Consider the following 20,247-nt stretch of genomic DNA (forward strand, 5'->3'; position numbering starts at 1 on the left):
CTTCAAGAAGTCCTCGGTTGGAGCGGGGAGCTGCTCTGACGCGTTCAAATCTAAAAGTCTGACTTTTACGGGGGAAGGTCGAGGTGTGTCAGCCTGTGGTGAAAGTGGGACACGGACGGCTCGAGCGAGGCGGCACGAGTAGGACATGGCGGACAGAACCATCCAAGGCGGAGACGGCGACGGCGGTGTGAACGGGATCCGAACGTTCCCCTTTCCCATCGAGCTCAGCGTCGGCGGCGTCGGCATGCAGGTCGGCCCGATGGGTCCGCACCGCACCTGGCACGCGGACGCCCCGCTGCACCGCGTCCACCGGATCGACTTCCATGTCGTGATGCTCTTCGACAAGGGCCCCGTCCGCCACATGATCGACTTCGCCGAGTACGAGGCGTACGCCGGCGACGTGCTCTGGATCCGCCCGGGCCAGGTCCACCGCTTCTCCAAGGCCAGCGGGTACCGCGGAACGGTCCTCACCATGCAACCGGGCTTTCTGCCCCGGGCGACGGTGGAGGCGACCGGGCTCTACCGCTACGACCTGCCGCCGTTGCTGCACCCCGACACGGCGCAACTGGCGGGGCTGGGGGCGGCGCTGGCGCAGCTGCGGCGCGAGTACAAGGACACGGCGACCCTCCCCCTGAGCCTGCATACGGCCGTGCTCCGCCACTCCCTGACGGCCTTCCTGCTCCGCCTGGCCCATCTGGCGGCGAGTTCGCAGGAGGCGGCACGGGGGCAGTCGGACACGACGTTCACGCTGTTCCGGGACGCGGTGGAGAAGGACTTCGCGACGAACCACAGTGTCAGCGCGTACGCCGACACCCTCGGCTACTCCCGCCGCACCCTGGTCCGCGCGGTGCGCGCCGCGACCGGGGAGACGCCCAAGGGGTTCATCGACAAGCGGGTCGTCCTGGAGGCGAAACGGCTTCTCGCGCACACCGACATGCCGATCGGGCGGGTGGGCGCGGCGGTGGGGTTCCCGGACGCGGCGAACTTCTCGAAGTTCTTCCAGCTGCACGCGGGGCAGACGCCGGTGGGATTCCGGGCGGAACTGCGATGAGGGGCCCCGACCCGCGGCGCCCCTCACCCAAGTGACGCGTCAGTGCCCGAAGTTGAACCAGTTCAGGTTCGCGAAGTCCGCCGACTGCCCGCTCGTGAAGGTCAGATACACGTCGTGCGTGCCGGTCACCGAGCCGATGTTCGCCGGCACGGTCCGCCAGGTCTGCCAACCGCCCGTGCCGGCCAGGGAGAAGCTCCCGACCGGCGCGTTGCTCCGGCTGTCCAGACGGACTTCGATCAGCCCGCTCACGCCCGAGGCCGCACCGCTGGCGACCCGGGCGACGAACTGAGTGGCAGCCGTGGAGCCGAAGTTGACGTTCTGGTAGAGCGCCCAGTCGCCGTTGGCGAGGTAGCCGATGTTCTGGCCGCCGCCGCTGTCGGTGGTGGTCTCGGTGCTCACACCGCTCTGGCTGTTGTACGACTCGGCCTGGATGGCCGAGTAGGCGTCACGCGAGCCCGTGGGCGGCGGCGTGGTACCGCTCCCGGCGGCCGACAGCACCTGCACGTAGTCGACGGTCATCGGTACGCCGGACTGGGTGCCGCTGTCCAGACCGCCTCCGAACGCGTCCGGGAAGGCGCCGCCCATCGCCACGTTGAGGATGATGAAGAAGCCGTGGTTGGTGGCGTTGGACCAGGTCGTCGCGTCCACCTGGCTCGCGTTGACGGAGTGGAACTGGGTGCCGTCCACGGAGAAGCGGATGGTCTCCGGGGTGACCGAGCGGTCCCATTCCATGGTGTAGGTGTGGAACGCCGACTGGCAGGTCGAGCCCGGACAGGCGGTGCTGTTGCCGATGCCCGTCGTCTCGTTGCACGGACCGCCGGGGTTGGTGCCGCAGTGCATCGTGGCCCACACGCGGTTCATGCCCTGGACGTTCTCCATGATGTCCAGCTCGCCGACGCTCGGCCAGTTCTGGTAGTTGCCCCGGTAGGGCGCGCCCAGCATCCAGAACGCCGGCCAGTAGCCCTCGGCCGCCGTGCCGGTGACGTTGGGCATCTGGATGCGTGCCTCGACGCGCAGTTTCCCGCCGGACGGGGGCTGGAAGTCGGTGCGGTTGGTCTCGATGCGGCCGGACGTCCAGTTGCCGGCCGAGTTGCGGATCGGGGTGATGCGGAGGTTGCCGTTGCCGTCGAGCGAGACGTTGGACGTGCTGTTCGTCATCGTCTCGACCTCGCCGGTGCCCCAGTTGGCGGGGCCGCCCGGGTAGCCGGTGCCGGTCGCGTACTGCCAGTTGGAGGTGTTGACGCCGGTGCCCGCGGTGCCGTTGAAGTCGTCGACGAAGACCTGTGTCCAACCCGTGGGGGGCGTAGGCGCGTTGGCGTTCGCGGGCAGGGTCGCGGCCGTGGCGAGGGCGGCCGCCAGACCGAACGTGGAGAGTACGGCGATCAGGGCGCGTCGGCGTCTGGATGTTCCGGAGGGTGCACTCATGGGGTGTGCCTCTCGGGTACGGAGGGGGGTGCGCGGGTGATTCGACAGCACGCCCAGGACTGTCTGAGAGCGCTCTCAAAGTGGGCCCAATGTGCTCTCGGCCACTCCGGCCGTCAAGAGGTGTAACCGTGAAAGTCCTTCGAGGGCGGGGGAGTTCACCCCATGAAGCCGCGAATGTGCCGAGAGGTCGCCTCGCCGGGGCACGGACGGGCGTACCGTCGGGTGGCACGACGAATCCGACGAGTTCCCGCCACCGTCCCTCCTCAAGGGGCTGGGACGACTGGTCTCCTGCGACCTGGCCGAGTTCAGCGGGGTCGACCTTCCCACCCGTCGGGGGCTGGGCTACCAGGCGGTGCAGTACGGCGGCCCCTACCCGGAGTGGGACGACGAGGTGTGGTGGCTGTGGAAGCACCAGCACCAGCACCCGCACTGCGCGGACGTGGAGCGCAGCCACGGGCACCTGGAGGTCTCCCAGTTGACGGACTACATGCCGACCCGGGAGGTCCCCCCCCGTTGCCCATGGCGGGCACTGTAACCGCCCCATGGGCGGGGGACCCGGCCCTCGGGCCAGGTCCCCTGTGCGCCGACTGCTGTCAGACGTTCGTCGTCACCTGCGGTTCGGGGGCCTCCTGCTCGCTGAGCCCGAATCGGTCGTGCACCCGCCGCAGCGGCTTCGGCGCCCACCACGCCCGCCGCCCGAGCAGCGCCATCGTCGCCGGGACGAGCAGCATGCGGACGACGGTGGCGTCGATCAGCACCGCGAGGGTGAGGCCGAGTCCGATCTGGAGGATGGGGGAGAAGCCGCCCGTCATGAAGGCCCCGAAGACCACGGCGAGCAGGAGCGCGGCACAGGTGACGACCCGTCCCGAGCGGCGCAGTCCGGTGACCACGGCCTCCTGGTCGTCGCCGGTGCGCCGCCGGGCCTCGCGCATCCTGGCCAGGATGAACAGTTCGTAGTCCATGGCGAGGCCGAAGGCGATCGCGATGATCAGCGGCGGTGCGGTCAGGCTCAGCGCACCGAGTCCCTCCGCGCCCAGCAGCCCGGCCAGGTGACCGTCCTGGAAGACCCACACCACCACGCCGAGCGCGGCACCCAGGCTGAGCAGGGTCGTGGCGATCGTGCGCAGCGGGATCAGCACCGAGCCGGTGAACGCGAACAGAAGGAGGAAGATGCCGGCCAGGACGGTGATGGCCGCCCAGGGGGCCCGGTCGGCGAGCATCGCGCGGAAGTCGACGAGCCGCGCCGCGGGTCCGGTCACCTCGACCGGGTCGTCGCCCCGGATGTCCCGTACCCGCTCCACCAGGTCGGTGGCCCCGTCGCCGTCCACGCTGCCGGGCGGCGGCAGTTCCACGACGGTGATGCCGCCCGGCACGTCGCGGGACTCGGCGCGGGGGCTGAGCGACTGTATGCGGTCGACGGTCGACCGGTCCGTGCCCGGCTTCATGACGACCGTCACCGCTGACACCCCGGTCCCGGGCGGGAAGTGGGTGTCGACGGTGTCGTACAGCTGTCGTGCCTCGGTGCTCGACGGCAGCTGCTGGGCGTCCCCGAGGTTGATCCGCATGCCGGCGACCGGCAGGGCGAGCACCAGCAGGGCCGGGACGACCACCGCGAGGACGGCGATCCGGTTGCGGGCGGAGAAGCGGGCCAGACGGGCGAAGACGCGGCCCTCCTCGCCCTCCGGACGCACCTTCGCCGGCGGGATCTTCCCGCCGAAGCGGGTGAGCAGCGCGGGCAGCAGGGTGAGCGCGGCCAGCATGTCGACGACGACCACGGCGGCCACGGCCAGCCCCATGCTGCGCAGGAACACGCTGGGGAAGACCAGCAGCCCGGTCAGACTGACCGCCACGGTGAGTCCGGAGAACAGCACCGTCCGCCCGGCCGCGGCGACCGTGCGGTGCACGGCCTCGGCCACGTCATCGGTGTTCCTGCGCTCCTCCCGGAAGCGGACCAGCATCAACAGGGCGTAGTCCACGGCGAGTCCGAGGCCCAGCATGGTGGTGACCTGGATCGCGTACACGGAGATGTCCGTGACCTCGCTGAACAGGAACAGGGCGAGGAACGCGCCCGCGATGCCGCTCACCGCGATCACCAGGGGCAGCGCGGCCGAGCGCAGCCCGCCGAACACCACGAGGAGCAGGGCGAGTACGACAGGAAGCGAGATCAGCTCGGCGTTCTTCACGTCCTCCTGGGCCTTCTCGCCGATCTGCAGACCGAGCAACGGGCCGCCGCTGACGTGGACCTCGGGCGCGTCGATCTCCTTGATGCGGTCGGCCGCGTCGTTCACCGTCCGTTCCTCGGCGTCGTCGTCCAGGCCGCCCTCCAGGGCGACGGGGATGATGAGCGCCCGCCCGTCCTCGGCGAGCAGACCGGGTGTCTCGTACGGATCCGGCACGGCGGCGACCCCGGCGACCTCCCGGACCTCGGCGACGGCCCGCTCGACCTGGGCGCGAAGTCCCGGGTCGGAGACGGCGGTTCCCTCGACGACGGCCGTGATCGACTCACCGGCGGGGTCGACCCGGTCGAGATACTGCGCGGCCGTCTCCGACTCGGTGCCGGGGACCTCGGGCACGTTGTCCGACAGGCGCCCGAAGACGCCCGTCCCGAGCCCGAAGCCGAGCAGCAGGAAGAGCACCCAGAGCGCGATGACGGTGAGCGGACGGCGCGTGGCCGTCCGGGCGAGTGTGGAGAGCACGGTCCCTCCCGGCGGGGCATCGGTTGACATGCCCCCAGACTCGTGCGGGAGGGGGTGGTGCCGGATCGCCGGAGGGAGCGGTTTCCGGGGCTCCGTCGCGCGGGGGAGACGACCCCCCCGTCTCACTCCCCAGAGGGAGGAATGAACCGCACCGGTACCGGAGTTGATCACATCACCATCCGCGATCCCGAGGGGCCGCCATGACCGACGCACCCGCCGTCCGCGAACTCCGTCTCGTCGTCACGGCCGACGACTACGACGAGGCCCTGCGCTTCAACCGCGACGTCCTCGGCCTGCCCGAACGCGCCGCGTTCTCCTCGCCCGACGGCCGGGTCACCATCCTCGAGGCCGGCCGGGCCACGCTGGAGATCACCGACCCGAACCATGCCGCGTTCATCGACGAGGTCGAGGTCGGGCGCCGGGTGGCCGGACCCATCCGGGTCGCCTTCGAGGTCGACGACTCCACCGCCACCACGGCGAGACTGGCACAGGCAGGCGCCGAGGTGATCGCCGAACCGACCCGCACCCCCTGGAACTCCCTCAACTCCCGCCTGGAGGCACCGGGCGCGCTCCAGCTCACCCTCTTCACCGAGCTGGGCGACCAGGCCTAGGGCGCGCCCGGCGTCACCAGCCCGGTCTCGTACGCGCAGATCACCGCCTGCACCCGGTCCCTGAGCCCCAACTTGCCGAGCACATTGCTGACATGGGTCTTCACGGTGTGCTCGCTGACGAACAGGGACGTCGCGATCTCGGCGTTGGACAGGCCGCGGGCGAGCATCCGCAGGGTCTCCACCTCGCGCGCGGTCAGCACGTCCAGGCGCCGCGGGGTGACGTCGGCCGCGGCCTCCTCCCGGCGCCGCTTCACGATGTCCGCGACCAGCCGCCGGGTCACCGCGGGCGCGAGCAGCGAGTCGCCGGCCGCGACCACCCGTACCGCGTGCACCAGGTCGTCGCGGCGCACGTCCTTCAGCAGGAAGCCGCTGGCGCCCGCGTACAGCGCCTCGTACACGTACTCGTCCAGGTCGAACGTGGTCAGCATGACGACCTTGCACGCGGACTGCGCGCACACCCGCCGGGCCGCCTGGAGGCCGTCCATCACGGGCATGCGGATGTCGAGCAGCAGCACGTCGGGCGTGTGCCGCTGCACCGCGGCGACCGCCTCCGCCCCGTCGCCGGCCTCGGCGACCACCTCGATGTCCGCCTGCGCCTCCAGGATCATGCTGAAGCCGCTGCGGACCAGCTCCTGGTCGTCCGCGACGACCACCCGGATGCTCACCCCGGCGCCGCCTGCCGGTCCCCCACCGGAAGGCGTACGACGACCCTGAACCCGCCGTCGGGACCCCGCCCGGTGCGCGCGTCACCGCCGCAGGCCGCGGCCCGTTCCCGGATGCCGATCAGCCCGTGTCCACCGCCCGGGACCGCGGGGCCCCGCCCGTCGTCCGTCACCGTCAGCGTCAACGCCTCCTCCGTCCAGTCGAGTTCCACGGTCGCGGAGGAAGCGTACGCGTGCTTGACCGTGTTGGTGAGGGCCTCCTGGGTCACGCGGTAGACCGCGATGTCGGTGTCCGGCGGCAGCGGCCGTGGCTCACCCTCGGCCCTCAACTCGATGCGCAGGCCCGTCGATTCGCGGACCTGCCGGACGAGTGCGGGCAGTCCCTTGATGCCCGGCTGCGGTGAAGTCCCGTTGCACTGTTCCTCCTTGAGGACGCCGAGGATCCGCCGCAGCTGCGACATGGCGTCCCGCCCGGCCGCCGCGATCGCCTCGAACGCGGCCTCCGCACGCGCCGGATCACTGCGCACCACGACCGGCCCGGCCTCGGCCTGCACCACCATCAAACTCACCGCGTGCGCCAGGATGTCGTGCATGTCCCGGGCGATCCGGGCGCGTTCCTGCGCCGTCGCCCGTGCCGTGTCCGCGGTCCGCTCCCGTTCCAACCGCCGGGCCCGGTCCTCCAGTTCGGCGGTGTAGGCGCGTTGGACGCGGGCCAGCATCCCGAGGGCGTACGCGCAGGCGACGCTCAGCAGCTGGAAGGCGTACTCGAAGGGCTGTGCGCCCTCCTTGTGGAGCATGGTGACCGAGACGCCGATCGCCCAGCCCACCAGCATGAAGCGCCGCTGCAGGGGCGTGCCCCGGGCGGCCATCGTGTAGAGGACGACGAGACCGCCGTACATGACGTCCGGCGGCGGGGCGTGGTGGACGGCCTGGGCGGGCGTGGCCACCGACACCGCGCACGCCGTCACGAAGGGGGCGCGGCTGCGCCACACCAGCGGAACGGCCGTGGCCGCGCCGAGCAGCCAGCCGAGCCGGCTGAGCGGGTCGTCCCCCTCGTCGGGGAAGATCCACTGGAGCGAGGCGGCGAACAGCACGAGCGCGGCGAGCGCCGTGTCGACGACGTACGGATGCGTCGTACGCAGCCGTACGGCGACCGGCGTGAACCAGGACCGGGCGGACATGAGCGGCTCCTCGGGGCAAGGGCCGTACCAGTATCGCGACGGGTGAGGGGCCCGGCCTCGCCGGTGAGAGGGATATGTGCCGCCGCTCGGTCGGCCCAGCGTCCGCGACCCCGTGCGAGCGGCGCCGCGAGCCACCAACGCCCGTGGCCACGCGTCGCCTTGGGTACGCGGTCGAGACCATGGCCGTCGTCTTCCCCCGCGGCGGTTCCGGAGCGCCACGGATGTGTACGGCGCGGTCAATTCCCAGGTGAGGCGCCGGACGCCGTCCTACAGACCGCGGCGCTGCTGATCGAGCTCGATCACGTGGGAATGGGCCGGGAGACGACCGTCGCCTGCCACGCCGTGGCGGGCCGACTCGCGCAGGAAGCCGCCGCGTGCCTGCATGTCCTCGACCAGCTGGGTGCCGCGCAGGTCATCGACACGGTGTTCGGAGCCCTGCTCCACAGGGGCCCTGCCACCGTCGCGCAGGTGGCGGGAAAGCTGCGCGAGCAGGGGCCGTGGATGACGCAACGCCTGGTGCGCGTCGCGCTCCTGGAGAGCGGGCCGGAGCGCTCGGCCGACCTGGTGACCACGCTGTATCGACACGGCCTCGGCGACGAGGCGTTGACGATCCTGCGCGAATTGATCTCGCTGCGCCCCTTGTCCATGTACGTCGGGGTCGCCGACGCTCTGCTGGCGGACGGCGCCGACCACGCCGCATACGAGCTGTACGCGGCCCTTCCGGGAGCACTCGCCGCGTCGCGTCCCGCGGAGGAGACGGCCTGGCTGCTGCGCTCCATGGCGGAGAGCGGGGCACGGAAACCGGCGATGGCACTGCTCGGCGCCCTTCTCGGCGTCTCCGGTGAGGAGGGTCCGGTGGACTGGGCGCTCGCCCTGCGCATCGCAAGCCTCGACTGGGCCGACGAGAGCGCCCGCGACCTGCTGGGCACAGCCTCCGCGGACGACGTGCTGCGCATCATGGAGAAGATCCGGCGCACCCGCCCCGCCGGTCTCCTCATGGTCGTGCGATGGGCGATCGGCGACGGCCGGAGCGCCGCCGACATCCTGGCCTTCAGCACGGCACTGCGCAGATACGGCCTGCCGCTGGACGCCCTGCGCGTGCTCACCGAGGCCGCCGACGCGGATCTCGAGAACGCCGCGTTCCTCATTCACGCGCTGCACCTCGGGCGGGGCGACGAGGCGTCGAGACTCGTGGAACGGGCTCTCGAACGCTCTGTCGTGGACCGGATCGCACTCGTTGCCGCGCTGCGCAGACACGGCGCCCGCGGGGAGGCAGCCCGGATACTCGACGACCTCCTGAGCAACCCCGCGGAGGACCTCCTCGCTCAACTCCCCCTGATCACCGGGGAGGTCGACGTGGACACCCTCTACGCGCACATCGCCTCCTCGGCGCGGGCCGAGCACCTGGTGCCGCTCCTCGTGGAGTACTGGGGGAGCGGGCGGCAGGCGGACGCGGAACGGCTCCTCGGTCTGCTCGCCGGGCATGAGCCATCCCGCCTGGAGGAGACGCTGTTGGAGTTGATGGACGTCCGCCTGCGGCGGCGTCCGCTCGCCGGGCGGCCCGAGCACTCGGTGACCGAGCCGAGATCGTGGTTCATCGCCACCATTCCCCGTCTCGACCTACCGGTGCTGGTACGCGTCACCACGTGCGTACTCCAGCCGGATCTGCCCGTCTTTCGCGCCGATGTGCTCAGGAGCCACCTGGCAGGTGCCGTGGCGGAGGGCCTCGTCCTCGTGTCCGTCTCCGCGTTGCTGGTCCTGATCGTGGCGCTCAGGGACCCCCGTCCCGGCCCGCCCCGGCCGAAGGAGCAGGATCCGCTGCTCTGGGTGCTCGGAACAGCCTTGGCCAAGCGCGAGGACGCCGCGCAGTTGCTCTCCCGACTGTTCGAAGACGCGCGACATGCTCCGCACATCACCGATGAGCTGTGTGCACTCATGCGGAGCGGGGATTCGAGTCGGATCGTGGAGGTTCACCGCGTGCTGGTCCGCAGTGGACGTTCCGCCGATCCGTCCGTGCTCTCCGGGCTCCGTCACCGACCGGACCTGCCCGCCGTGCTGGAGGCCCTGCGTGCCTCGGGACTGTCACGCGGGGACGCGATGCGGATCCGGCGCGCGGCGGCGGAGCCGGACGCCTGGAGCGGCGGCGTGGCCGTCGACGGGGTCCTCAAGCAGGCCGCGGGCCTTTTCCGGGCTTCCGTCCTGACCGATGCGGCGCGCACTCTGGAGCCGCACGAACTGGGGGAGCTTCTCATCGCACTCGTTGCCCGGCAACGGGACTACGACGCGGAGTGGGTCGTCTCCGCCGCTGTGCGACGCCGTCCGCTGAACGGGTGGCTGCCTGATGTTCTGGCCGTACTGTGCGGTGCACGGATGGACGACATGGCCGCCAGGGTCGTCCAGAAGGTGGTACGGCGATCCCATGTCTCGGACGTGGCGGCCCTGGCCGACGTCCTGCGCAAGGAGGGAATGCCCGACCAGGCCCTCCTGCTGGAAGAGGCGAACAGCCGCAACAGGAACACCAGATGGCTCCACCGGTGACACCACGGCCGCGCCCGGTGTTCCGCGGCCAGGAGGGTCACCCCGCCGCACCCGCCTCCGGCCTCCACCCCAACGCCCGAGATATCCCCCGCGCAGCCACCCGCACCGCCGGCACCAGCACCGGTACCTGTGCGTCGACCTGCGGCACCACGATCGACACCGCGGACACCACCGCCCCGCCCGTCCCGCGTACGGGGGCGGCCACCGACAGGGCGTCGTCGGTGACCTGGCGGTCGCTCACCGCCACCCCCGTGCGCCGTACGTCGGCCAGGACCCGGCGCAACTGTGCCGGGTCGGTGATGGTGTACGGGGTGAAGGAGGTCAACGGGCCCGCGCAGTACCGCTCCTGGAACTCCGGGCTCTCGTGCGCGAGGAGGGCGAGGCCGACGCCGGTGGCGTGCAGCGGCCAGCGGGCGCCGACCCGGATGTGGACGCCGACCGACGAACGGCCAGACAGCCACTCGATGTAGACGACCTCGGCGCCGTCCCGCACGGCCAACTGCACGTTCTCGTGGGTGGCTTCGTACAGGTCCTCCAGGTACGGCAGCGCGATCTGGCGCAGCGCGAGCCCGCGCGGGGCGAGCGCCGCGACCTCCCACAGCCGCAGTCCGACGTGGTACACGCCGGACTCGTCCCGCTCCAGGGCGCCCCACTCGGTGAGGGCGCCCACGAGCCGGTGTGCGGTGGTCAGGGTCAGCCCGGCCCGCCGGCTGATGTCCGTCAGGCTCAGTGCCGGATGCTCGTGGTCGAACGCGGCGAGCACGGACAGCAGTCGGTCGGGCGCGGAGCGGACGGTCATGGCCGGGCGTCTCCCGGGTGGGCGAGGTCGTACGGGCGGGGGTAGGCGGTGGGGCGGTAGCTCACGTAGCGGGGTTCCGTCGTGGAATCCTCTTGCGAGGCACGGGCGTTGAGGGCCTGCGGCGAGGCGTCCCAGCGGCCGGTGTCCAGGCGGTGTTCCAGCGTGCGCAGGGCGCCGATCATCTCACCCGTGGTGAAGGTGCAGTGGCCGGGCCCGTCGACGTAGGCCTGGCTGAGCAGCCTGCCGGAGTGCGCGGCCGTGGCGGCCCGTCGGTAGGCGCTCTCGGCCTGGACGGGGATCAGCGCGTCGCCGGTGGTGTGGATGTTCAGCTGGGGGTCGGTGAGCCGGCCCGAGAGCGCGCTGGTCTGCCGCATCCACCGGACGGCCTTGGTGTCGGCGGATGTCCGGGGTGCGCGGTTGAGGGTCCCGAGGTCGGTGCGCAGGGCGAGTCCCGCCTCCTTGTAGAGCTCCGTCACCTCTTTGAACAGCGGGGACCGGGTGAGCATCGCCGTGTAGTCGACGCCCGTGTTCCAGGACATGTTGCCGCCCGCCCGGCTCTCGGCCTCCTGCCGCCAGCTGAAGGCGGGCAGGCTCAGGAGGCCGGAGACCGCCGCGTACTGGTTGGCCTGCTGGGCGTTCCAGTCGGTGGGGGCCGGCTCGGTCTGGGAGGTGTCGTTGTAGCCGGGGATGTTGTGCAGGGCGGCGGCCAGTGCGATACGGGCCCGGCCCTCGGGCGTCCGCTGAGCGGCGGTGACCTTCGCGGAGAGCGCGTTCGCGGCACCGACGGCCGCCGACTGGTCGGCGAACCCGGTGAGCTGGATGCCGGCGTCCGGCGCGAGCAGCGTCTTGAGCGCGAACACCGGGTCCAGGGTGCTGTTCCAGTTCGCGACACCGCCCTGCACCAGACCGCACATCGACAGCGAGCCGTCGAACCGGTCGGCGTGCCGCTCGGCGAGGGTCGTCGTGACGAAACCGCCGTACGACGTGCCCCAGGCGATGGTCTCCCGGGCCTTGCCGAACTTCTCCGTGAACAGGTCCAGCGTGGCCAGTTGGTCCGGCACGGCGTCCGTGATCGCCCAGCCGTTCGTCGCGTACGAGGAACCGATGAGCGCGTAGCCCTCGTCGAGGAGCTCGGTGAGGGTGGCCGAACTGGGCGCGTTCTGCGCGGAGATAGGGGCCGCGGCGGGGCGGTAGCCGTGGCTGTAGAGCAGCACGGTGCCGTTCCAGTCGGCGGGGACGTCCATCAAGTACTTGGCGCCCGAGGGGAGTTGACCTTCGAGGTGGGTGTCCGTGGCGGCAGCCTGGGCGGGGACGGCGACGGCTGTGCACAGGGTCGCGGTCAGTACGGCGAGAGCGGTGGGGGTTCTCAACTCGGGGTCCCTTCCGATGCGGGGGCGGGGGTGGGGGACGCGAGTGAAGTTAGGCAACTCTCGTATCGCCGTCAATCACTTGCACAACATCAGTTGAGCCCGTCCTCCGTGATCCGCAGCAGCAGTCCGTGCAGGGCCTCCCGCTCGGTGGCGTCCAGCGGATCCAGGAGCTCGTTCGTCACCCGCCGGCCGGCCTCGTCGGTGTCGCGCAGGAACGCGCGGCCGTCCGCGGTCAGGACGACGATCCGGCTGCGGCGGTCGTCGGGGGAGGGGCGCCGCTCGGCGAAGCCCAGCTTCTCCAGGTCGTCGACCAGGCCGACGATCGCGCTCGGGTCGTAGCCGAGCCGATTGCTCAGCTCGCGCTGCAGCGCGCCGTCGGAACCGGCGAGGAAGCGCAGCACGGCGTAGTGGCGCAGCCGCAGCCCCGACTCCTGCAGGAACGCGTTGAACAGCTGCCCCGAGCGCAGCCCCAGGCGATACAGCAGATAGCCCGCGTCCGCGTGCAGCCCGCGCATCCACGGCTCGTCCGCGTCGATCAGGTTCGGGTTCGTGACGTGCTGGCTGGTGATGGCGGGCTCCCTGGGTCGGTCTGTCGTGCAGATTCCAGCATGACGCACCCGTAGGTCATCAACAACTATTGACGTCAACAATTATTGCTCTTAGCTTCGATCTCGGCAGCGGAGCCGCACGGCGGCCTCCGCACCACCCGCATCAGCTCGTGAAGGGACTTCCCCCGTGCCCAGCATCGATCTCTCCGGCAAGGTCGCCGTCGTCACCGGCAGCGGCCGGGGCCTCGGCCTCGCCTATGCGCACGCCCTCGCCGCCCACGGGGCGTCCGTGGTCGTCAACGACATCGACGAGGCGGTGGCCGAGGCGGCCGTGAAGTCCATCACCGAGGCCGGCGGCAGCGCCGTCGCCGAGGTCGTCCCCGTCGGCACCACCGAGGCCGCCGAGCGGCTCGTGAACAGGGCCGTCGAGGAGTTCGGACGGATCGACATCCTGGTCACCAACGCGGGCATCCTGCGCGACAAGGTGCTCTGGAAGATGACCGACGACGACTTCGACGCGGTGATCACCACCCACCTCAAGGGCACCTTCACCTGCGCCCGCGCCGCCGCCGTCCGGATGCGCGAGCAGGGCGAGGGCGGCTCCCTGATCCTGGTCGGCTCCCCGGCCGGGCAGCGCGGCAACTTCGGACAGACGAACTACGCCGCCGCCAAGGCCGGCATCGCCGCCTTCGCCCGCACCTGGTCCATGGAACTGGGCCGCGCCGGCATCACCGTCAACGCGATCGTGCCGGTCGCCGCGACCGCGATGACCGAGACCATCCCCGCCTTCGCCCCGTACATCGAGGCCATGAAGAACGGTGAGGCGCTCCCCGACTTCCTCCGCAAGGGCGAGGGCTTCGGCACCCCCGAGGACTGCGCGGCCCTCGTCCCCTTCCTCGCCTCCGAGGCCGCCCGGGGCATCACCGGCCAGGCCATCGGCATCGGCGGCGACAAGGTGGCACTCTGGTCGCATCCGCAGGAGATCAAGACGGCGTACGCCGACGGCGGCTGGACCCCCGACACGCTGGCCGATGCCTTCCCGACGTCGGTCGGCGCCGAACTCCAGTCCGTCGGCATCCCGGCGCCGAAGCTTCCGGAGGCGTGATGACTCCCTCGACGAACACCGCTCCCTCGATGAACGTCGACGACCTGGTCGCCATCGACGTCCACACCCACGCCGAGGTCTCCTCCAAGGGGCACTCCTCCCTGGACGACGACCTCCACGACGCCTCCTCCGCCTACTTCAAGGTCGAGGGCAAGCGGAAGCCGACGCTTGAGGAGACGGCCGCCTACTACCGCGAGCGGAAGATGGCCGCCGTGATCTTCACGGTGGACGCCGAGTCCGCGACCGGCACCGCGCCGGTCCCCAACGAGGAGGTCGCCGAGGCGGCCGCCGCCAACTCCGACGTGCTGATCCCCTTCGCCTCCATCGACCCCTTCCGGGGCAAGGCCGGGGTCAAGCAGGCCCGCCGGCTGGTCGAGGAGTACGGGGTGAAGGGTTTCAAGTTCCACCCCAGCATCCAGGGCTTCTTCCCCAACGACCGCTCGGTGGCGTACGACCTCTACGAGGTCATCGAGGAGACGGGCACGATCGCCCTCTTCCACACCGGGCAGACGGGCATCGGCGCCGGAGTCCCGGGCGGCGGCGGGATCAGGCTCAAGTACTCCAACCCCCTCCACGTCGACGACGTGGCGGCCGATTTCCCGCACCTCAAGATCATCCTGGCGCACCCGTCCTTCCCCTGGCAGGACGAGGCCCTCGCCGTCGCCACCCACAAGCCGGGCGTCCACATCGACCTGTCCGGCTGGTCGCCGAAGTACTTCCCTCCGCAGCTGGTGCAGTACGCGAACACCCTGCTCAAGGACAAGGTCCTCTTCGGCTCCGACTTCCCCGTCCTCACCCCCGACCGCTGGCTCGCGGACTTCGAGAAGCTGTCGATCAAGGACGAGGTCAAGCCGAAGATCCTCAAGGAGAACGCCGCCCGTCTGCTCGGGCTGACGAAGCCGTAAGGGGCCCCGCATGCGCAACGAGGGACTGGGGTCATGGCCCGCACGCCGGGCCCGCAAGACCCCGCACCGCACGGCTCTGGTCCACGGCGAACAGTCGACCGACTACCGCACATTGCATACACGGACCACGCGCCTGGCCCACGCCCTGCGCGCCAGGGGCATCCGCCGCGGCGACCGCATCGCCTACCTCGGCCCGAACCACCCCTCCTACCTGGAGACCCTGTTCGCGGCAGGCACCCTCGGCGCGGTCTTCGTCCCGCTCAACACCCGACTGGCGGGCCCCGAGATCGCCTACCAGCTCGCCGACTCCGGGGCCAAGGCCCTCGTCTACGGGCCGTCGCACGCCGGGCTGGTCGCCGGGCTCCCGGGCAGCACCGACGTGCGCATGTACGTCGAGGTCGGCGCCGAGTACGAGGAGGCGCTGGCATCGGCCTCCGAGGAGGCCATCGACCAGCCGGTCACCCCGGACGACACCTGCATCATCATGTACACCTCGGGGACGACCGGCCGCCCCAAGGGCGCCATGCTCACCCACGGAAACCTGACCTGGAACGCGATCAACGTCCTCGTCGACACCGACCTGATCGCCGACGAACGCGCCCTGGTCTCCGCCCCGTTGTTCCACACGGCCGGGCTGAACATGCTGACGCTGCCGGTCCTGCTCAAGGGCGGCACCTGTGTCCTGGTCGAGGCCTTCGACCCGGCGGCCACCTTCGACCTCATCGAACGGCACCGGATCACCTTCATGTTCGGGGTGCCGACGATGTTCGAGCAGGTGGCCCGGCATCCGCGCTGGGCCGACGCCGACCTCTCCTCCCTGCGGATCCTGACCTGCGGCGGCTCCCCGGTGTCCACACCGCTGATCGCCGCCTACCAGGAGCGAGGTCTCACCTTCCTCCAGGGCTACGGCATGACGGAGGCGAGCCCCGGCACGCTGTTCCTGGACGCGGAGCACGCGCTCAGCAAGGCGGGCTCGGCGGGCGTACCGCACTTCTTCAGCGACGTACGGGTGGTCAGGCCCGACCTCACCCCCGCCGACGTCGGCGAGACCGGCGAGGTCCACGTCCGCGGACCGCATGTCATGCCCGGCTACTGGGGGCTGCCCGAGGAGACGGCCGCCTCCTTCGCGGACGGCTGGTTCCGCAGCGGGGACGCCGCCCGGGTCGACGAAGACGGTTATGTGTATATCGTCGACCGCATCAAGGACATGATCATCTCCGGCGGTGAGAACGTCTACCCCGCCGAGATCGAGGACCTGCTCCTCTCCCACCCCGACATCGTCGAGTGCGCGGTCATCGGCGTGCCGGACGACAAGTGGGGCGAGGTGCCGCGCGCGGTCGTCGTGCCCCGCGAGGGTGCCTCGCTCGACGCCGACGAGGTGCTGGCCGCCCTGTCCGGCCGCCTCGCCAAGTACAAGATCCCGAAGTCGGTGGTCATCGCGGACGAACTGCCGCGCACCGCCTCCGGGAAGCTCCTCAAGTCCCGTGTCCGTACCCGGTACGGCAACAGTGAAGGAACCTCATGAGCATCACCGTGAACGGCATCGACGAACTCAAGAAGCTGGCGGGCAGCGACCTCGGAACCAGCGAGTGGATCGAGGTCACCCAGGAGCGCATCAACACGTTCGCCGACGCCACGGGTGACCACCAGTGGATTCACGTCGACCCCGAGAAGGCCGCCGAGGGACCGTTCGGCGCCCCCATCGCGCACGGCTATCTGACCCTCTCCCTCTTCATCCCGCTCTTCACCGAGCTGCTGGACGTCCAGGGCGTCACGACGAAGGTCAACTACGGCCTGAACAAGGTCCGCTTCCCCTCGCCGGTGAAGGTCGGCTCGCGCATCCGTCTGGTCGGCAGGCTGGCCGAGGTCGAGGACGTGGCGGGCGGGGTGCAGATCACCGTCGACGGCACGATCGAGATCGAGGGCGGGGCCAAGCCGGCGGCAGTGCTGCAGAGCCTGTCCCGCTTCTACGCCTGATCAGGGCGTACGGGCACCAGGTCGAGGAGACGTTCCGAGGCGTCCCGCGCCGGCGGGGTGAGCCGCTCGTGCACCGCGCGGAACGTCTTCTCCGCCTGCTCGGCCGGCCAGTCGTCCGGCAGATGCTTCACCGGGAGGCGAGGATCGCGGCGGATGGTCTGGAGCCACTCCGACTGCAGGACCAGTCGTCGGGCGAGTGCCTCCTCGGGGCTCGCCGTGGCCGTCTCCCAGGGCTGCCAGCGTCGTACGAACTGCTCGTAGCGCTCGGCCAGTTCGGCCAGTTCCCAGGTCTCGTCGATCATCGCGCCGATGTCCATGCCGGTGTCGGCGTGCGCGCGGAAGACCTTCACATGGGCGGAGAGGCCCAGGTCGGCGACGAGTTCCGCGACGTCGACCTCGCCGGGCGCGATCCACAGACCGCTGAAGAGCGGGCCGAAGCCGCTCCAGGTGAGCTTGGAGCGCAGGTCGTGGCGCTGCCGCTGCCAGGACTCGGGGAGCGAGAAGCCGAGCAGCGTCCAGGTGCCGTCCCACTGCCGGTTGACGGCCCCGGTCTGCCAGATGCGCCGCTCACCGTCGCGCAGCACGGCCTCCGAGTGTTCGGTCAGCCCGAAATACATGCGGCGGCCCTCGCGCTGGCGGCGCAGCAGGCCGCGGTTCACCATCCGCGTCAGCGTCGAGCGCGTCGCCTGCTCGCCGATCCCGGCGCGGGCGAACACGTCGATGACGCTGCCCGAGTACACGCACACGTCACGCCCTAGCACCTGGTCGCCCAGGAACGTGAGCATGAGGGACTGGGGCCGCAGCGACTCTTCCGTGGTCACGCGGCCACCGTACCTCGCCCCGATCAGCCTGTGACCTGCCGGTACGAGTACACCGCCGTGCTCACCGCGCACACGCCCGGCGGAATCACCTCCGCGCGGAGCGTGCCGCCGCGCACGTCGTAGTCGACGCCTTCCGTCTCGAAGGCGCCCGTGCACACACTGCGCTGCGGCAGCGCGAACAGACTCCTCACCGTTCCCGTGACGGGCTGCCCGTCCAGTTTGCGGGGCAGGTCGACCTGGAGCAGCGGACGGATCTCGGGGAACAGTGTCCCCGTGGCGTCGTTCGAGGCGCACACCAGCCGTGTGTCCGTCACGAAGTCACAGCCCTGGATGTCGCGCACCGGCTTGTCCAGGGTGATCTGCCAGGCCTCCTTCAGCGCCCCGCCGGTGGGCGGGGTGGCCGGGTTGAGCAGGGGAGCCGGGAAGACCTGGAGTCTGTTCTGGTCGCCCCACTCGCCCGACACCAGCCACTGCCCGTCCGGCGAGACGGTCGCGAAGGAGTTGTTCAGCTTCTCGCCCGGGTTGAGTTGGTGGACGTACTCGTAGCGCTTCCCGGCCGGTGTGGTGACCGCGAACATCTTCGACGTGGCCGTGTCCGCGCCCTGGTAGGCGTCGAACGTGTACCCGCGCGCGATGTCCGGGTCGCCGACGTGGTTCCAGCCCTTGAGCCGCAGGTCCAGCGGGATGGAGGCGAGCCCGCGGTACAGCAGCGTGCCGTTCGCGCGGCTCGCCAGTCCCTGGCCGCCGCCGAGTGTGTCCGTGTAGGCGGTGCCGGTCTCGGCCCAGCGCGGTTCACCGGTCGCCGCCGCCGTGCCCGCCGCGCCGAGCACGAGCGGTCCCAATAAGCACCCCAGGGACAGAAGATGACGCTTCATCAGGCACCTGCCACGTCGACGAATACGGGGTTGGAATAGAACCACGTATCCGCCCACGGGTCACCGTTCCCGGGCTCGTGCGGGATCGGCCCGTTCGGGTCGACCGAGGCACCGAGGTACCCCGCGCCATGGCGGTTGCCGTCGCTGCCGCGCAGCCGGACGTAGAAGGACTCGTCCCCGGCGGTGAGCGGGATGCGCAGGGTGTACGTCCCCTTGCGGCCGCTGACGTCCACCGCGCGTACGACCTTGGTGTCCGGCGCCCTCCACGCGTCCCGGTCGGTGACAGCGCCGCGCACCGCACCCCGGATCACGTCCACGTGCGCCAACTCGGGCAGGATTCCTTGCGGGTTGGGCCGGGATGCGGTCGTGACGGTGACGTACAGGCTGATCCGCTCGCCCTTGCGGACGCGCAGCCGGCCGCCCAGCGTGATGCCCCGCCCGGCGTCGCAGTCCCGCTTGACCCGTACGTCGAGCCCGTCGAGCAGATGTCCGTGGTCCAGCCAGACGCGGCCCGCGCGCAGGCCCGCCATGACGGCGCGGTAGCCGTAGCGGGTGACGCCGACGTGGGTGCGGCTGAACTGGCCGGGCCAGAAGTCGCTGCCGGGCTGCGGGGTGTCGGTGTTCACCGGGTCGGGGAGCCTGCCGGTGTTGTCGAAGTTCCGGCCGGTCGGCCAGTCGCCGTTCTTCCAGGTGTCGAAGACGGTCCGGTGGTTGTCGGAGTTGGTGGTGATCGAGAACAGTCTGCCCTCGGCCAGCAGCGCGTCCCACAGCCCGCCGACGGTCGCCGTCGCCCAGTCGAAGCCGCCGTAGGTGAGGTAGGCGTCCGCCGGATAGCCGGACCAGGACTGGGCGGTCGGCTTGTTCTCGTACTCGCCGCGGATCGAGGTCGCGCCGCGCCAGCCGGGGATGGCCGCGCCCTGCGCGCCCGGTGCGCCCTCCATGCCGATCATGATCTCGGGGGCCGCGTCCCGCCAGTTGCGCATCTCGTGCGGGGAGTCGATACCGAGCCGCAGCGGGTGGTTGGCGAGGACGAGGACGTCGTCGACATAGCCCGAACGGCGCTGCTCGGCCAGCCACTTGATCGCCTTGACGGCATGCGCCTCGTTGCGGGCGGTGTCGGTGGCGCCGGCGGAGCCCTCGGTGTAGTTGAGGAGCTTGCCGTCGTAGGCGAGCTCGAACTGCGTGAGCAGGTCCACCTCGTGGGGGCCGGGTGCCGCGAACACCGTGCAGTGCTCGGCCGCCGGGATGTACCACTCAAGACCCTGGAAGATCAGCTGACGCGGGTTCTCCGCACGGGCCTCGAGGATCTCCTCGTGCTCCAGCTTCGCACCGTAGTAGGCATGTCCGAAGTTGGAGTGCTCGTTGAACACCATCCAGTCCAGGCCGTACTGGGCGGCCGCCTTGGCCTGCTGGGAGAACGTGTACTTGGCGTCGTGGCTGTAGACGGAGTGGACGTGGTGGTCGCCCACCAGATACGCCAGCCTCGGGTCGTCGCCGCCAAGGCGCTGCGGGGAGGCGGCGGCGGGCACGGCGGCCGAGCCGAGAGTGAAGGCGGCGCCGAACAGGCCCGCGCGGCGCAGGAGTCCGCGCCTGGACAGCCCTTGCGGATCGAGTGCGGCGGGCGAGACGGAGGGGTCGGCCCAGTCGGGCAGTTGCTGCTCGGTCATGGTGATCCTCGAGAAG

The 20,247-nt window shown here is 70.8% G+C and carries 18 protein-coding genes; 8 read left to right on the top strand and 10 right to left on the bottom strand.

Annotation, left to right across the window (positions count from 1 at the left end):
* Nucleotides 1-145: 145 nt before the first annotated feature.
* Nucleotides 146-1,051: a helix-turn-helix domain-containing protein gene (locus OHU89_RS40065; protein WP_405649942.1), complete on the top strand. Its 906-nt coding sequence runs from the start codon at nt 146-148 to the stop codon at nt 1,049-1,051.
* 39 nt (nt 1,052-1,090) lie between these two features.
* On the opposite strand, the gene OHU89_RS40070 is transcribed toward OHU89_RS40065, so the two are convergent.
* Entirely contained in the window at nt 1,091-2,476 is a 1,386-nt protein-coding gene (locus tag OHU89_RS40070) for a glycoside hydrolase family 16 protein (protein ID WP_405649944.1), read from the bottom strand.
* Between the two features lie 352 nt (nt 2,477-2,828).
* Between OHU89_RS40070 and OHU89_RS40075 the strand changes: the two genes are divergently transcribed.
* Complete coding sequence (locus OHU89_RS40075) at nt 2,829-3,011, top strand: hypothetical protein (protein ID WP_405649946.1); 183 nt, start codon at nt 2,829-2,831, stop codon at nt 3,009-3,011.
* Nucleotides 3,012-3,069: 58 nt separating this feature from the next.
* Here OHU89_RS40075 and OHU89_RS40080 read toward each other — a convergent pair whose 3' ends face one another.
* Entirely contained in the window at nt 3,070-5,172 is a 2,103-nt protein-coding gene (locus tag OHU89_RS40080) for an MMPL family transporter (RefSeq protein ID WP_405649948.1), read from the bottom strand.
* 200 nt (nt 5,173-5,372) lie between these two features.
* On the opposite strand from OHU89_RS40080, the gene OHU89_RS40085 reads away from it, so the two are divergent.
* Nucleotides 5,373-5,783 carry a VOC family protein gene (locus OHU89_RS40085; protein ID WP_405649950.1) on the top strand — a complete coding sequence of 137 codons (411 nt, stop codon included), beginning with the start codon at nt 5,373-5,375 and terminating at the stop codon, nt 5,781-5,783.
* Here the strand turns inward: OHU89_RS40085 and OHU89_RS40090 are convergent.
* A complete protein-coding gene (locus tag OHU89_RS40090) occupies nt 5,780-6,448 on the bottom strand; it encodes a response regulator (RefSeq protein ID WP_405649952.1) in 669 nt (222 codons plus the stop codon). The two genes, OHU89_RS40085 and OHU89_RS40090, sit on opposite strands and share 4 nt — an antisense overlap.
* A complete protein-coding gene (locus OHU89_RS40095; protein ID WP_405649954.1) occupies nt 6,445-7,626 on the bottom strand; it encodes a sensor histidine kinase in 1,182 nt (393 codons plus the stop codon). Before OHU89_RS40095 ends, OHU89_RS40090 begins: the two co-directional genes overlap by 4 nt.
* Before the next feature lie 309 nt (nt 7,627-7,935).
* Here OHU89_RS40095 and OHU89_RS40100 point away from each other — a divergent pair, with 309 nt between their 5' ends.
* Nucleotides 7,936-10,164 carry a hypothetical protein gene (locus OHU89_RS40100; protein WP_405649956.1) on the top strand — a complete coding sequence of 743 codons (2,229 nt, stop codon included), beginning with the start codon at nt 7,936-7,938 and terminating at the stop codon, nt 10,162-10,164.
* A 37-nt stretch (nt 10,165-10,201) separates the two neighbouring features.
* Here the strand turns inward: OHU89_RS40100 and OHU89_RS40105 are convergent, their stop codons facing one another.
* From OHU89_RS40105 to OHU89_RS40115, 3 genes are all read right to left on the bottom strand, one after another.
* Complete coding sequence (locus tag OHU89_RS40105) at nt 10,202-10,963, bottom strand: IclR family transcriptional regulator (RefSeq protein WP_405649958.1); 762 nt, start codon at nt 10,961-10,963, stop codon at nt 10,202-10,204.
* Complete coding sequence (locus tag OHU89_RS40110; RefSeq protein WP_405649960.1) at nt 10,960-12,333, bottom strand: alpha/beta hydrolase family protein; 1,374 nt, start codon at nt 12,331-12,333, stop codon at nt 10,960-10,962. The genes OHU89_RS40105 and OHU89_RS40110 overlap by 4 nt, the downstream gene beginning before the upstream one ends.
* An 89-nt stretch (nt 12,334-12,422) precedes the next feature.
* Nucleotides 12,423-12,848 carry a MarR family winged helix-turn-helix transcriptional regulator gene (locus OHU89_RS40115; protein WP_405654861.1) on the bottom strand — a complete coding sequence of 142 codons (426 nt, stop codon included), beginning with the start codon at nt 12,846-12,848 and terminating at the stop codon, nt 12,423-12,425.
* A gap of 220 nt (nt 12,849-13,068) precedes the next feature.
* On the opposite strand from OHU89_RS40115, the gene OHU89_RS40120 reads away from it, so the two are divergent.
* Genes OHU89_RS40120 through OHU89_RS40135 form a run of 4 tightly spaced genes read left to right on the top strand, consistent with a single transcriptional unit; the run spans nt 13,069 to nt 16,868 of the window.
* On the top strand, nt 13,069-13,986 hold the full coding sequence (locus OHU89_RS40120) for an SDR family NAD(P)-dependent oxidoreductase (protein WP_405649962.1): 918 nt from the start codon (nt 13,069-13,071) through the stop codon (nt 13,984-13,986).
* Nucleotides 13,987-14,015: 29 nt separating this feature from the next.
* Complete coding sequence (locus OHU89_RS40125; RefSeq protein WP_266592593.1) at nt 14,016-14,891, top strand: amidohydrolase family protein; 876 nt, start codon at nt 14,016-14,018, stop codon at nt 14,889-14,891.
* Nucleotides 14,892-14,901: 10 nt separating this feature from the next.
* Entirely contained in the window at nt 14,902-16,416 is a 1,515-nt protein-coding gene (locus OHU89_RS40130) for an acyl-CoA synthetase (protein ID WP_405649964.1), read from the top strand.
* A complete protein-coding gene (locus OHU89_RS40135; protein WP_046256236.1) occupies nt 16,413-16,868 on the top strand; it encodes a MaoC family dehydratase in 456 nt (151 codons plus the stop codon). The genes OHU89_RS40130 and OHU89_RS40135 overlap by 4 nt, the downstream gene beginning before the upstream one ends.
* Here the strand turns inward: OHU89_RS40135 and OHU89_RS40140 are convergent.
* Genes OHU89_RS40140 through OHU89_RS40150 form a run of 3 tightly spaced genes read right to left on the bottom strand, consistent with a single transcriptional unit; the run spans nt 16,859 to nt 20,231 of the window.
* Nucleotides 16,859-17,689 (bottom strand): PaaX family transcriptional regulator C-terminal domain-containing protein, encoded by an 831-nt coding sequence (locus tag OHU89_RS40140; RefSeq protein ID WP_405649967.1) that lies wholly within the window; start codon nt 17,687-17,689, stop codon nt 16,859-16,861. The genes OHU89_RS40135 and OHU89_RS40140 overlap by 10 nt on opposite strands.
* A 23-nt stretch (nt 17,690-17,712) precedes the next feature.
* Nucleotides 17,713-18,564 carry a hypothetical protein gene (locus OHU89_RS40145; protein ID WP_405649969.1) on the bottom strand — a complete coding sequence of 284 codons (852 nt, stop codon included), beginning with the start codon at nt 18,562-18,564 and terminating at the stop codon, nt 17,713-17,715.
* Nucleotides 18,564-20,231 carry a PHP domain-containing protein gene (locus tag OHU89_RS40150; protein ID WP_405649971.1) on the bottom strand — a complete coding sequence of 556 codons (1,668 nt, stop codon included), beginning with the start codon at nt 20,229-20,231 and terminating at the stop codon, nt 18,564-18,566. The genes OHU89_RS40145 and OHU89_RS40150 overlap by 1 nt, the downstream gene beginning before the upstream one ends.
* Nucleotides 20,232-20,247: the final 16 nt, after the last annotated feature.

This window comes from Streptomyces sp. NBC_00019, from assembly GCF_045041015.1.
GTDB lineage: Bacteria > Actinomycetota > Actinomycetes > Streptomycetales > Streptomycetaceae > Streptomyces.